Origin of the sequence: Draconibacterium sp. IB214405 (genome assembly GCF_033963885.1) — a bacterium.
Classification (GTDB): domain Bacteria; phylum Bacteroidota; class Bacteroidia; order Bacteroidales; family Prolixibacteraceae; genus Draconibacterium.
In genome coordinates this window covers 180,107-194,744 of sequence record NZ_JAXBMA010000005.1, presented here as the reverse complement: position 1 = coordinate 194,744, position 14,638 = coordinate 180,107, and the positions used below count along the sequence as shown (strand labels likewise).

Annotated in this window: 12 protein-coding genes; 7 read left to right on the top strand and 5 right to left on the bottom strand. The window is 37.8% G+C overall.

The window, feature by feature from the left end; genetic code table 11:
* Positions 1 to 6: 6 nt before the first annotated feature.
* The 7 genes from SLH46_RS18295 (at position 7) to SLH46_RS18265 (ending at position 10,071) form a co-directional block, all read left to right on the top strand.
* Positions 7 to 861, top strand: coding sequence for an alpha/beta hydrolase (locus tag SLH46_RS18295; protein ID WP_320282664.1), 855 nt, complete (start codon positions 7 to 9; stop codon positions 859 to 861).
* 15 nt (positions 862 to 876) lie between these two features.
* On the top strand, positions 877 to 2,637 hold the full coding sequence (locus tag SLH46_RS18290) for an alpha-L-rhamnosidase-related protein (RefSeq protein ID WP_320282663.1): 1,761 nt from the start codon (positions 877 to 879) through the stop codon (positions 2,635 to 2,637).
* Complete coding sequence (locus SLH46_RS18285; RefSeq protein WP_320282662.1) at positions 2,637 to 3,974, top strand: family 43 glycosylhydrolase; 1,338 nt, start codon at positions 2,637 to 2,639, stop codon at positions 3,972 to 3,974. Before SLH46_RS18290 ends, SLH46_RS18285 begins: the two co-directional genes overlap by 1 nt.
* Positions 3,975 to 3,986: 12 nt before the next feature.
* Complete coding sequence (locus tag SLH46_RS18280; RefSeq protein WP_320282661.1) at positions 3,987 to 4,793, top strand: SDR family NAD(P)-dependent oxidoreductase; 807 nt, start codon at positions 3,987 to 3,989, stop codon at positions 4,791 to 4,793.
* 64 nt (positions 4,794 to 4,857) lie between these two features.
* The gene (locus tag SLH46_RS18275; protein WP_320282660.1) at positions 4,858 to 7,380 is read left to right on the top strand and encodes a glycoside hydrolase family 2 TIM barrel-domain containing protein; all 2,523 of its coding nucleotides are present in this window, start codon (positions 4,858 to 4,860) and stop codon (positions 7,378 to 7,380) included.
* A 60-nt stretch (positions 7,381 to 7,440) separates the two neighbouring features.
* Positions 7,441 to 7,992, top strand: coding sequence for a Crp/Fnr family transcriptional regulator (locus SLH46_RS18270; protein ID WP_320282659.1), 552 nt, complete (start codon positions 7,441 to 7,443; stop codon positions 7,990 to 7,992).
* A gap of 18 nt (positions 7,993 to 8,010) precedes the next feature.
* Positions 8,011 to 10,071, top strand: a complete 2,061-nt coding sequence (locus SLH46_RS18265; RefSeq protein WP_320282658.1) for a family 43 glycosylhydrolase — start codon at positions 8,011 to 8,013, stop codon at positions 10,069 to 10,071.
* 27 nt (positions 10,072 to 10,098) lie between these two features.
* On the opposite strand, the gene SLH46_RS18260 is transcribed toward SLH46_RS18265, so the two are convergent.
* The 5 genes from SLH46_RS18260 to SLH46_RS18240 form a co-directional block, all read right to left on the bottom strand.
* Positions 10,099 to 11,094: a DUF6268 family outer membrane beta-barrel protein gene (locus SLH46_RS18260; RefSeq protein WP_320282657.1), complete on the bottom strand. Its 996-nt coding sequence runs from the start codon at positions 11,092 to 11,094 to the stop codon at positions 10,099 to 10,101.
* A gap of 113 nt (positions 11,095 to 11,207) precedes the next feature.
* Complete coding sequence (locus tag SLH46_RS18255) at positions 11,208 to 11,972, bottom strand: SDR family NAD(P)-dependent oxidoreductase (RefSeq protein ID WP_320282656.1); 765 nt, start codon at positions 11,970 to 11,972, stop codon at positions 11,208 to 11,210.
* Positions 11,973 to 12,058: 86 nt separating this feature from the next.
* Positions 12,059 to 12,487 (bottom strand): DUF2141 domain-containing protein, encoded by a 429-nt coding sequence (locus SLH46_RS18250; protein ID WP_320282655.1) that lies wholly within the window; start codon positions 12,485 to 12,487, stop codon positions 12,059 to 12,061.
* A gap of 218 nt (positions 12,488 to 12,705) precedes the next feature.
* On the bottom strand, positions 12,706 to 13,470 hold the full coding sequence (locus SLH46_RS18245) for a LytR/AlgR family response regulator transcription factor (protein WP_320282654.1): 765 nt from the start codon (positions 13,468 to 13,470) through the stop codon (positions 12,706 to 12,708).
* A complete protein-coding gene (locus SLH46_RS18240) occupies positions 13,445 to 14,518 on the bottom strand; it encodes a sensor histidine kinase (protein WP_320282653.1) in 1,074 nt (357 codons plus the stop codon). The genes SLH46_RS18245 and SLH46_RS18240 overlap by 26 nt, the downstream gene beginning before the upstream one ends.
* Positions 14,519 to 14,638: the final 120 nt, after the last annotated feature.

Sequence of the window (14,638 nt, the reverse complement as noted above, 5' to 3'; positions counted from 1 at the left end):
CCTAATATGAGAAATATAGTTACACTTCTTTTTCTATTGTTAATTACCTATTGCAGTTATGGTCAAAAGGTAATACCTCTGTATAATGGTGAGACACCTCCGGGTAATGAGCTATTAACATTGGAAGAAAGAGTTCGGCTGGATGAAAACGATGAGATTGTTACCATTCGTAATGTCTCAATGCCTACTTTAACTGTCATTCAACCCAAAGAGGAAAACAATAGGGGAACGGCTCTTATAATCTGCCCGGGTGGTGGTTTTCAGGGGCTGGCCTATCAACAGGAAGGAACAGCTACCGCAAAATGGTGTGTAGAGAATGGCATTACAGCTTTTATTTTGAAATACAGATTGATGCCTTTCCCATATGCTGAATTAGACCAGGCAGAGCCATCAGAGCGAGATTCGCTCTTCTCTAAATTTGTTAGTCTTGCTGCTGCAGATGGACTTGAAGCAATAAAATATGTACGGAATCATGCATCGGAGTATGGACTTGATCCTGCCAGAATTGGTATTGTGGGATACTCAGCCGGAGGAACACTCGTTGGTTCTGTTGCCCACATTTATACCCCGGAAAGTAGGCCTGATTTTGTTGTACCTATTTATGCGTATTGTGGAGCAATGCTTGGAGATGAGGTTCCTGTTGATGCTCCTCCCATGTTTCTGGCATGGGCTGCCGATGATCAAATTGCGAGTGGCAATCCCGGACTATACGACAAATGGAAGAAAGCCGGTAAATCAATAGAGATGCATAGTTTTTATTCCGGAGGACACGGCTTTTCAGTTATAAAGCAGGATAAGCCATCAGACATTTGGCCTGAATTGTTTATGGGTTGGATGGAATATCAGGGATTTATAGAATAATATAAAAATGGACAGATGAAGAAACAAAGTATAATTTTAAGTCTACTGTTGGTGTTGTGTTTTTCAGGAATGGCGCAACTCCCTCCAGTGTTTAAGAATCAGGATCCGGATAAAGTCCGATCGTCAAGCTTAATTCGTAAAAATCTTACACCCGAACGAATTGTTTGGAGTTCTGATACTACTGGAAATTATATCCTGAATGCAGAATCGTTGCTAAAACCAAGTAGCGGACAAGCAGATTTAAGCTTTGGAGAGTTTTTTACAATTCAAAATGATGAGGAAACTCAACACGGAATTATACTTGATTTTGGTAGAGAAATTCAAGGGGGGATCGAAATCGTAACGACAAGGGGGAATACAAGTCCTGCAGGAAAAGTGCGTATTCGTTTTGGTGAATCTGTAGCAGAAACAATGTGTGATGTTGGAGAGAACGGGGCTACCAACGACCATGCCATGCGTGATTTTGAAGTGACATTACCAACAATGGGCCGGTTGGAAGTTGGTGAATCCGGATTCCGTTTTGTACGCATCGATTTAGTGGGACCAAATGCCAAAATCTTAATCAAAGAAATTAGTGCCAGTTTCAGGTATCGAGACATTCCTTATTTAGGATCATTCATATGTAATGATGAAGAACTGAATAATATTTGGATGACCGGCGCATATACCGTCCATCTTAATATGAATGAATATCTTCTGGACGGAATAAAAAGAGACCGTCTGGTTTGGGCCGGTGATATGCATCCTGAAATGATGACAATTAATTCTGTATTTGGGTACAATGATGTGGTACCTAAGAGTCTTGATTTTGCCCGTGATCAGTATCCATTGCCCAATTGGATGAATGATATTAGTTCATACTCAATGTGGTGGATACTTCTGCAACAAGAATGGTATAAATCACAAGGAGACTTTGAATACCTTGCCAAGCAAGAAGAGTATCTCGTAGGAATACTTAACCAACTTGCAAAATACATTGACGAGGATGGAAAAGAAACGTTGGATGGAATGCGCTTTTTAGACTGGCCATCCAGTGAAAACGAAGCAGCTATTCATGCGGGGCTGCAATCAATGATGGTAATGAGCTTTGAGGCAGGTGCCGAACTTTGTAGCTTGCTCGACATCCCGGAGACCAGGGAGATGTGTCTCCAGTCAATAGAGAAATTAAAAAAACATATACCAGATATGGCAGGCTCGAAACAAGCTGCAGCATTGTTGGCCATGTCGGGATTAATTTCACCGGAAAAAGCAAACTCTGAAGTGCTTGCTAAAGATGGCGTTCATAAAATGTCAACCTTCTATGGTTATTACATGCTAATTGCACGTGCTATGGCTGGCGATTATCAGGGAGCGATTGACAATATCAGGGAATATTGGGGAGCTATGCTCGACTTGGGAGCTACTACTTTTTGGGAAGATTTTGACATCAGTTGGATGGAAAATGCAGCCCGAATTGACGAGTTGGTACCTGAAGGAAAAGTAAATGTACATGCAACTTATGGCGGCTACTGCTATGAGGGATACCGACATAGTTTTTGTCATGGATGGGCATCAGGTCCGACAGCCTGGTTAACACAGTATGTACTTGGTATAAATGTGGTAGAAACGGGATGTAAAACGATAAAGATCAGTCCACATCTTGGCGACCTTGAATGGGTTAAAGGAACTTATCCTACTCCGATGGGCATTTTGACTGTCGAGCATAAAAAAATGCCGGATGGTTCAGTGCAAACAAAATATACAGAACCTGATGGAGTAAAAATTATTCTGGAATAATGAAGTACTGCCTGATTTTCTCGCTTTTTCTATTTTTTGTACACGAGGCTGTTGGTCAAAATCCAATTGTCCCGGCCGGTATGTATATTGCCGATCCATCAGCACATGTCTGGAACGATGGAAAATTATATGTTTATGGTTCATTGGATGAAAGCACGGAATATTACTGTTCGTTTAAACATCATGTACTTTCAACATCCGATTTAAAGAAATGGGAGATAACTGAAAATGTTTTTTCTTCAATCGGCGAAAATGACCAGGTTCCTTATTCGGATAAAGAACTATATGCTCCGGATTGTCAGTATAAGGATGGTACATATTACTTGTATTATTGCCAACCAGATCGAAAGGCCGCAGAAGGTGTCGCTACAAGCAGTTCTCCCTTAGGGCCATTCATGAACGGCAGAAAAATGGACTTAACAGGAATAGAAGAAATTGATCCTGCTGTGTTTATCGATGATGATGGTCAAGCTTACTATTTATGGGGACAATTTCAGGCAAAAATTGCCAAACTAAAACCCAATATGACAGAAATTGATACTTCGACCATTGTACCTGATGTGATTACCGAAAAGGTGCACTACTTTCATGAAGGAAGTTACATGGTTAAACGCAATGGTATTTATTACCTGATATATTCAGATATGAGCCGTAATAACCGGCCAACTTGTATCGGGTATTCTACCAGCACTTCACCAATGGGGCCCTTTAAATATGGCGGGGTAATAATTGATAATGATCAGTGTGATCCGGCAACCTGGAACAATCATGGTTCTATTGTTGAGTTTAACGGACAATGGTACGTTTTTTATCATCGGTCGACGCATAACAGTCGCATGATGCGGAAAGCTTGTGTGGAACCCATTTTTTTCAATGAAGACGGTTCTATTGATGAGGTTGAGATGACATCACAGGGCGCAGGTCCGCCATTGAATGCCTTTGAAAAAATAGATGCCGAACGTGGCTGCCAGTTATTCGGGAATGTAAGAATCCAACAATTCGAACCTACAAATGAAAAATTAGGTGCAATTCAGGATGGCGATAATGTAGCTTATAAATACGTCGATTTTAAAGATGGAGTAGATGAAATAAAAATGAGGATTAAACCACTCAAAAACGGAGGGACAATTAGCCTTAAACTCAATCAGCCCTGGGGTACCACCATTGGGGCATTGACAATTCAGGGAAATGAAGAAGCAGAATGGGAAACTATTACTTCCAAAATCAAAGGAGTAAAAGGCGTTCATGCGGTTTGGATAACATTTAAAGGGAAAGATAACGAGATATGTGATCTGGATTGGTTTGAGTTCAGTTCATCAGCAAATACCGAAAACTAAAAAATTTAGAAAATGAATTTACAATACAAAACAATAGTTGTTACCGGTGGTGGTAGCGGAATGGGGCGAGAATTGGTGATCGCTTTGTTGAAGAAGGGTGCTAAAGTAGCTGCCATCGATATTAATAAAGACTCATTGGAAGAAACGGTTCGAATTGCGGGAGATTATGGCATTAATGCTAGCACATTTGTCTTAGATATTACAGATAAATCTGCCGTTGAAGAAACAGTAAAAGAAATGCTTGTGCGGCTTAAGTCAATTGATGGGCTCATTAATAATGCTGGAATAATTCAACCATTTGCCGCGGTAAACGATCTGGATGATAAAACCACTGAAAGGGTAATGAACGTCAATTTCTGGGGAACATACTATTTAACCAAAACCATACTTCCGCATCTATTAACGCGTCCCGAAGCACATATTGTAAATGTTTCCAGTATGGGAGGATTTATTCCTTTTCCAACACAAACCATTTATGGTGCTTCGAAAGCAGCCGTAAAAATATTAACCGAAGGGCTTTATGCAGAATTAAAAAATACAGCAGTAAACGTGACAGTAGTTCATCCCGGCGCAATTATGACGAACATTACACAAAATTCGGGATTAGGTGGACCGAAGGTTGATAACAACGATAAGAATAATATGGCACTTTCTCCTTCAAAAGCAGCTCAGATAATCATCAGAGCAATGGAGAAAAACAAATTCAGAGCTACTGTTGGGAAGGATGCCTGGTTTTTGGATAAGCTTTATCGATTAGCTCCAAAATTTGCAACTAACTTTATCGGTAAAATGATGAAAAAGAGCCTGGCTCAACATTAATTGTCAGGAGTTTTGCTTCCTGTATCCTTAATTCAAAAACTACCAATCTTTAAAACCCGACAATATGATCTTTCATTATAGAACAGGAATGTTCGTTTTAATCATTTTATTATCGATGAATTGGGGGTGTAATCAAAAACCAGGAGACATTGCTTTTGAGCGAGAAAAGTTATTTAATAACGGATGGAAGTTTATACGTGATTCTATTGAAGGAGCGGAACAATTGGTATTTAACGATTCTGCCTGGTTGGAGGTTGATCTTCCTCATGATTTTAGTTTGATGGACATCGATGGAGAAGATGCTGCTGACCAGATTGGTCCTTTCTCAAAAAAGTCTCCCGGTAACGGAAATTCAACCGGACATTTTTTGGGAGGAACCGGATGGTACCGAAAAACTTTTTCGATCGATAAAAAGGATGAAGGGAAAACCGTCATATTAAAGTTTGAAGGTGTTTACATGGAATCGGAAGTTTGGGTGAATGGCCATAAAGCCGGCAGTCATAAAAATGGCTATACTCCTTTCTGGATCAATATTACACCGTTTTTGAACACGGCAGAAGAATCGAATGTAGTTGCAGTAAAGGTTGAAAATATTGGCCGAAATTCGCGCTGGTATAGCGGTTCTGGAATTTACCGAAACGTGTATTTACAGGTCACTGATCCTGTTCATGTTGGAGTTTGGGGAACAAAAATAACTACGCCGGAAATCAATCCCAACGAAGCAGTTGTCGAGGCTGAAGTTACGGTTCAGAATGACAATGAAAAGGAGGTAAATGCTGAGATAACAATTAATATTAAGGACGCGAATAATATCTTAGTAGGTACTGTCGACGGATCAGATGTAATTCCATCAAAATCAGAGGCAGTATTAAGAAGTCTGGTCAAAGTTGAAAATCCGGTTCTCTGGTCATTGGATTCGCCTAATCTTTATACCGCAGAAGTGGTCGTTAAAGTAGGGGATGAGGTAAAAGACATATACAATCAAACTTTTGGAATCCGTACTATTGAGTTCTCTGCCGATAAAGGATTTCTTCTAAACGGAGAATCAGTTTTACTAAAAGGAGCGTGTATCCATCATGATAACGGATTGCTTGGTGCAGCTGCATTTGAAAGAGCAGAAGAGAGAAAAGTTGAGGTATTAAAAGCCAATGGTTTTAACGCAATTCGCTGTGCTCATAATCCATTTTCTGACGCTTTTTATAAGGCCTGCGATAAATATGGAATGCTGGTGATTAGCGAATTTACAGATATGTGGCAGAACTATAAAAATCCTCAGGATTATTCGCTGTTTTTCAAGGATTGGTGGGAAAAAGATTTAACCAACTGGATGATGCACGATCGAAATCATCCAAGCATTATTATGTGGAGTATCGGAAATGAAATTTTTGAGCCGGTGGATTCAACTCGTTTACGAATTGGTACTCAACTGGTGAATCGTGTCAGGGAGTTGGATGATAGTCGTGGTGTAACCATGGGAGTAACAGGATTTTTCTATCCAAAAGGGTGGGAGTCAACAACTTCAATGTTTGATCTGCTTGATGTTTGTGGTTATAATTATATGATCGATGAAGTAGAATCCGATCATCAGAAATTCCCGGAGCGAATAATTTATATGTCAGAGTCCTACGCTACATCTGCTTACGATTATTGGGAAACTGTAGAAAAATACCCTTTTGTGATAGGCGATTTTATATGGACAGCCTGGGATTATTTGGGTGAAGTTTCTATTGGAAAACCGAATTATGTTCCGGAAAGTCAGGGACTGGGATTTTCAGGGAATTTCTCCGGATTTAAACTGCCGGAAGGTGTAAATATATTTGATCTACAGGCGATGCGTCCATCTAATTGGCCCTATTTTCTTGCCAATTGCGCAGATATTGATATTACAGGAGAGAAAACTCCTCAAATGCTTTATCGAGATGTAATCTGGGGAAATAGTAATCTTGAAATAAACGTACACGAGCCAATTCCTGATGGAATGATAGAAACAGCTGGAGCGTGGTCGTGGCCAATGGAATTTCCTCATTGGAACTGGCCGGGAAGTGAAGGCAAACTACTTCAGGTAAGAGTGTTTACAAGGGCTTCTCAGGTTAAACTGGAATTGAACGGTGAATTGTTTGCTGAAAGTGAATTAACTGAAGCAGATAAATACATCGCCACATTTGAGGTGCCATATCAACCTGGAGAATTAAAAGCCACTTGTTACGAGAACGGGGTTGAGGTTGAAAGCAAAATATTAAAAACTGCTACGGAACCAAAGACCATCAGGCTTACTGCAGAGCAGAGTAAATTGAAGGCTGATCGTAAAGAAGTATCATTCGTAAATCTTGAAGTGTTGGACGAATCCGAACAACTTGTTCCAACTAATGATATAACAATTGAATTATCTATATCAGGTAATGGAGAAATTATAGCTTCGGGCAATGCAAGTCCCAATGACATGGAGAGTTTTAATAATACAACCATCAAAACATATCAAGGGAAAGCACAGGTAGTCATTCGTCCATTCGCTACAGCTGGTGAAGTAGTATTACAAGCTAGCTCTCAAAAGTTAACAGATGGAGTATTAAAAATTGTTTCCGAATAAATAAAAACATTGAATAGAAAAAATAGGTTCATGGTCATTTAATGTTGTAGGTTTGTAGAAATGATCGATAAATTGATAAATACAATAAAGGAAGACGAGAAGAATTGGTCGCGCTTTCAGAAGGTATTTGTTGAAAGAGAAATTACCTCAAAAACAATCTTGTTACAGGAAGGGGAAATTTCGAAGCATATTTACCTCATTAAACAGGGCTGCCTGCGTGAGTGGTTTAATAAAGATGGAAAAGATATAACCTTCCAATTCTTTTTTGAAGGACAAGCGGTGGCTTCCATTGATAGTTTCATGAGCAATAACACAAGCCTTTTTACTATTGAAAGCATTGAACCAACCACTTTGATTTCAATTCGGAAAGATGATTTCGATGAACTTCTAAATACATACCCTAAATTGCAGCTTGAGTTTCAAAATTTAATTTTTCAACGACTCAGAAATTACAGTCAACTTTTTCTTTCAAGAATCAAGGATACCCCGGAAGAACGGTATAAAGATTTAATTCAGAACCAACCAGAAATCATAAAAAGGGTTCCGCAACATTACATTGCTTCTTTTTTGGGAATTACAGCAATCTCACTTAGTCGGATCAGGAATCGTTAAGGATATAAAAGTTTAAAAATGAAATTATTAAGCGGGAAAATAAAATTGTGGAGTGTTCTGGTTTTTCTGATTCTGTTCAGTCTTGAGTTGGTGGCACAACCACCGGCACATGATCCATGTAAAATAATGCGTGATGGGGAGCGGTACTGGACTTTTAAAACCGAAATGGGTATTGGAGCGGTTTCTGCATCGAGCAGCGATTTTTCCGATTGGCAAAGTGAACCATCAGTTTTTGGCAATACATGGCCATCATGGATCAATACTTATGTTCCTGATTTTGCAGGACATTTTTGGGCGCCGTCGTGTATCTATTTAAATAACAAATACTATTTGTATTATTCATGTTCAACAATGGGGTCGCACGTTTCCGCAATTGGATTGGCAACGACTCCTTCTTTAAATAATCCAAACTGGACTGACCAGGGAATGGTGGTTTATTCAGATGGAAATAACACCGCAACCGTAAGCAATGCTATTGATCCCGCTCTTTTTAAAGATGATGATGGAAAAGTTTGGATGACTTATGGTTCGTGGTTTGGTGGTATTTCGATTGTAGAACTTGACTCAATTACTGGAAAAACAATTGGAGGAAAAACAACGCTTGTTGGAGGTAATCATCAGGATATTGAGGCCTCTTTTCTGATGAAGCATGACAACTATTACTATTTATTTATAAATCGCGGACTTTGTTGCAGAGGTATTGAAAGTACCTATTACATTGAGGTAGGAAGGGCTAGCAGTGTAACAGGGCCATATGATGGCTGGCGAACGTTCTTACAAACTGATGGAAGATATATTGGGCCAGGGCATATTGGATATAATGAAGGCCGCCTAACTTATCACGTGTACGATCGTGATGATGATGGTACTGCAAAAATGATGAACACTACCCTTGACTGGAGTGATGGATGGCCGGTAGCAGGAGAAGTCTCGCAAGATCCTCCGGGTGAACTGCTTCCTAATGGAACATACCGCATTCAATCCTATGATACAACGAAAATTGTAGGTGTAGCTAATAATGCGCCTTTTGAAGGAGCGAATGTCGAGCTTTTGGATTTCTCTGATGATAATCTAAATGGGAATAGTTGGGTAATTAAAAACGTGAATCTTCACCAATTCCAGATCGCCCCTAAAAATTATACAAACCTTGGTATGGATGTGTATAACTGTATCGGTGATGATGAAGCGAACATTGGTCTTTGGAGTTATTGGGGAGGGCAATGTCAAAAATGGGTTTTCGTTGATATGGGTGACCAAAACTACCAGGTAAGGTCGGCATTAAGTAATAAACCCATACAAGTGAATGGAGCATTTGATAATGGTACTAATATCGTTCAAATGAGCAATAATGGCTTGGACTCAACTCAATTATTTATGCTTATTCTGTTGGAAGCTGAAGACACAACAAATAATCAAGAGTATCCACTAATCGTTTCATACAGTTCTGAACAATCGGGTAATCCTGCTTCAAATATTATTGATGGAAATAACTCTGATGGTTACAGGTGGTCGGCTGAAAATTTTCCGCAAAATGTCGTAATCGATTATGGAGATACTTTATCTATTTCCGGAACAAAAATCTGGACTTATCTGGACCGGGCTTACCAGTATACTGTGGAGTTTGATACAGATATTGACTTCTCGGATCCATATATAGTTGACAGAAGGACAAATACCAGTTCCGGTCAACCGATTACAGATAATTTTGAACCTGTAGCGGCCAGATATGCAAGGCTAACTGTTACGGGTGCCTACGATTATACAGGGCCGTGGGTAAGTATAACTGAATTTGAGATTATTGAAGAAGAAGTTGTTGGTGCCGATGTTTTAACCTTAAATGATATTACAAAGATATTTCCGAATCCTGTTGTGGACATTCTGAATATTCAGTTACCTGCAGAATTATCTTCCGGGGCAGATCTAGTAATTTATAACAATGTTGGGCAAGTTGTATTCCGTAAAACTGGCTTAAATAGCGCAACGGAATTATTGAATCTGAGTACATTGAAAAAAGGTATTTACAGTCTAATAATTACAAACAACAAAACATTTGTAACCAAACGATTTGTCAAGTATTGATTCAATAATGCACCGGAAACAGCTATTTTATTTTAATATTTTTAATCCCATGCGGAAAAAGTATTTACTATCCACATCCAGGCTTAGTTCTTCTTTTAAATCTTCGTTCTGAATCGCCAAAATATTCCTCACTGAAATTCCGATGCCGGTATCCAAATATAAGTCTCCAAAGAGTTTGAACTGGTATTCGGGGCCAATAGTTATTCTTGAATAGGAGGCTTTGTTTAAATCTATTGTTGTGGGAATAGCATCAAAACGCACATTATAATAATCTCCATTAACATTTGCCGAAAGACCTATTCTGGAGCTTTCGTTAAAACAGTAAAACTGCGACATGTAGGTTGGTAGCAAGACTGATGTCAGCCAATTATTTTTTCTGTATGTCAGGTTTATCAAAGGGAGCAAAGTTAGTTTTCCAAATCTACTGGTATAGGCTATTCCCATTCCATATTGAAGATTATCTTTTGCTCTTTTTACAGCTAAAGCCGAAAATTGATATATAAAGTCGTCTGAACTTAATTTGTCTTTAAAGTCTGATGCCAATGTTGGAGAAAAATTTAACGCCAATCTCCAATTTTTTGGCAATACTTTTATCAACCCAACAGTGAAGTCTAAAGAACGATATGTCTCCTGAAATTCTAAATCTGTAGATTCCAGGAAAACATTATAACTGAATACAGAAAGATCAATCTTATTATAAAAATATAATTTCCGTTCTTTTAAAGGAATGGCATATTGTAGTGTAAAGTTATATTCGTTCATGCCAATTGTTCCATTTCCCGATTTGGTTTTAAAGTTTGACTTTGGATAATAAAGAAAATCAGTCGTAGCCAACGGAAATTTTGTTAGCGAAACTTGGGATGCCGTATCTATACTGTTTTTTGTATTTAATCCCTTTTTTGAATCTTCGGCTGTTGTTTGCGCGCATAAAACATGTGTAAACAGAATAAGTGCAAGGATTAGGAGGTAGCCTTTACTACTTTCTTTAAACGCTAAATAGAAGTCGTTTGTATTGGTTGCCATAAGAGAATTTGATAATAGATTTTGAAATCAATTTTCTATAAAAGAAGAGGATGCCCAACTATTCCTGGACACCCTCGTTTCTGTCTATTATGTGTTGATACTTGATAGTACTTTTAAGTTCTCATTACTGCGCCACCATCAACACAGATTGACTGCCCTGTAATCCATTCTGACATATCTGAAAGCAGGAAGGCGACAATGGATCCCATATCTTCAGGTTTTCCAACGCGTGGTGCCGGAATCATTTGCAATACCATACCCACAATTTGCTCCGAATTTTGGAGACCACTTTCGGTCATAACCAAACCTGGCGAAACTGCATTACAACGAATACCTTGTTTTCCGAATCGGCTTGCCACATTTCTTGTCATAGCACCGATTCCTGCTTTTGTAACTGCATATGTCACCTTATCGGGCATACCTGCATACAATGCATCTGAAACAGTATTAACTATCGATCCTCCACCTGCTTCCAGAATGTGTGGAATTGCATATTTTGATGTAAGCATAAATCCGGTAAGATTAATATCAATGTTGCGCTGCCAATCGGCTAAGTCAATATCAACCGGGTTTGTGTCTTTCATCACTTCCGCAGGATTGATATTGGCTGCAACATTAAACAAACCATTTATTTTACCATACTCACTAATCGCCAAATCGATTAGTGCCTTCACGTCTTCCGGACTTGAAATATCAGTTTTGGTTGCGATTCCATCTCCGCCAGCTTCTTTTATTGAAGCAACGCATCGTTCAGCGTTTTCTTTTACAATATCGCCTACAACAATTTTAGCACCTCCGGCACCTAAAAATTTAGCAACTCCATCAGCGATTTCGCCTGCACCGGCGAACACTATTACTTTATCTTTTAAACCTTCCATACTATTAAATTTTTTAGTTTGTGATTTTATTAATGCTTTTAAATCTGTCAGTCATACAATTTGTTAAGAGCCTGACAACAGCTCTTTTAATACATGAGCTTTATTTCTGTTTCGACATCTTTATTCAAAAGAATGCTACAATCTTTAAAATCGGGACGCGACAAACCTGGTTTAACGTTTTTTGAAAATCCATACCCTTCTTTTGGCATACCGATTATCGACTTGTCCATTTTTTTATTGTCGTTTTCGTCGTGATAAATTATGAGAGCATATTCTTTTTCAGGTAAATCATTAATAACAAAGCTTCCTTTGGCCTCTTCAACTTTAAACCGATAAATTTTGTACTCTTCATTTTCTTTTAAAAACGATTCGTCATTATCATATACACTTACTTGTATTTCACCTTTTAACGGATTGATATTCGGAACAGTTACGATTAATGTGGTTGATTGACCATGTGCATATTGCCCTATAATTGACAAACAAACAACAACCAAGAATTTGAAAAATCTCATAAATACATTCTTTAATTACACTACTAAATTAGCTGGTAATGAGGAGGGTTTTAATGAAAAATATAGTCAACGGGGCAAATTGGGGAATGAATGGGCACTATGTGAAATGAATGAATTAGCGTCGATAAGAAAAAAGAATAAAAAAAGGATGTCCGAATATTTACGGGACATCCTCAATTCTATTTCTATTTCAATTAAAGAGCAATATTTGCAATGATTTATTCCGAGTATTCAAGCCAGTTAAGAAACTTGGCTACATTTCCTTTACTCACAATAATCTTTTCTTTATAGGGAACTTTCAGGTGCAATGAAATTCTTCTTCCAAAATATTGGGCAGCCTCAATTATTGATTTTCGATTAATGATAAATTGGCGATTTACCCTAAAAAAGTTTGTCCCTATAGTTTGTTCCAGCACTTCAAGCGTTTTGTTCGTTGTATAATTTTGATTGTCGAATGTTGTCAGGTAGGTAATGCCATTCTCAATGTAGAACATAGCGATGTCGTCCAGTTTTACCGGCTTTATTTTGTCTTTAATATAAACCAGAACTGAAGATGAAACCTGATTCTCGTTCTTTTGCAGAATGCCCATAATTGCTCTGTACTGTGCATCATTGGGCAAGAGCATCTTTTGTAAATCTTTATACTTCTTAAAAGCATCTTTAATCGAGCCTAATGTAAACGGTTTGACGATATACGCGATACTATTTGTTTCAAAGGCATTTATGGCATAATCATCATATGCCGTACAGAATATTATCGGAGTTAAAACATTAACCTCTCTAAATATCTCAAAACTTAATCCATCTCCTAACTGAATATCGCTAAAGATTAAATCCGGAGCAGGATTATCCTGAAAATATTCTATTCCTGTCTTCACCGACGAAATAGTAGTGACTATCTCTGCATTCGGTTCTGATTCTTTAATAAGGGCCGCCAAATAATTGGCCGAAATCTTTTCATCTTCTATTATAATTATTTTCATTCTCGATGATTTTTAGAATTACTGAAAATTCCAGATCATTGTCTTCGATAATAATATCTTCATTCGCTAATAAACGGTATCGTTCAGATAAATTAGCCAATCCTGTTTCTGTCGATACTTCCTTGAATCGTTTGATTTGTTTTCGGTTACTGACTTTTATCCATCCATCCTTTTCTTTAATACTAATAACCAGTGGATTTTCGGATGTCAGTTCGTTGTGTTTTATCGCATTTTCAACCAATGGCTGAATCGAAAATGCAAGTATCGATTTCTCTTCCTGAATTTCTTCCGGTATATCCACCGAATAAGAAAGTGCGTCGCCAAATCTTACTTTCTGCAACTCTATATATTCATTACAAAATTTTAATTCATCCTCTATTTTAACTATTTTTTTGTTCTGATTCGATATTGATCTTCGAAGAAAATCAGATAGATTAATTAAATACTTTTCTGCGGCCTTTGTATCCGTCATTATTAATGACAACAGTATACTAAGCGCATTAAATAATAAATGAGGATGTATCTGTTGTCTCAACAATTGGTTTGAAGCCTCAACATTCGCAACCTTTAGTCTTGAATTTTCAATTTCGGCTTTAGTTTTTGCATAATTGACCAAAACAAAATTTTGCATCATTAAGACTAAGGTATTCAGAATTACTATATCTACAATAATGAAGAAGCTTATCCCGATTGTAAAACTTACATCCCTAATAAGACCATAAATAAAAACTATTATAATCGCTATAACCGTATTAATGGTATTACTAATTAGCACAAAAGCCAGTTTATATTTTGAAGCATTTTTGGACCAAGGTTCCGTTAGAATACATAATCCAAGATTTGTAAACGAGGTAAGCAGCGTAATTACAATACTCATTGATGAAATAGTGATTGCCTGTGTTAGGCTATCTGAATCGTGCTTCATTATCAAGGAGAATGTTAATGCAAACAGCGTAACAGCTACTGTTATCCCAAAATTTACAAGGCTTATTTGTCGAACAGGAATGTTTGATTTCGCCTTTTTTATTTTATTCAATTCAAGCAACATACATATTGTTTTAAATCATTGAAAATTAACTACAAAATTAAATAACTCGATAGATGCCTGAATCTTTTTTTTAGGCAACGGGACAAATTCCCGGTTGAACAACTAATTTAATCATTTAGA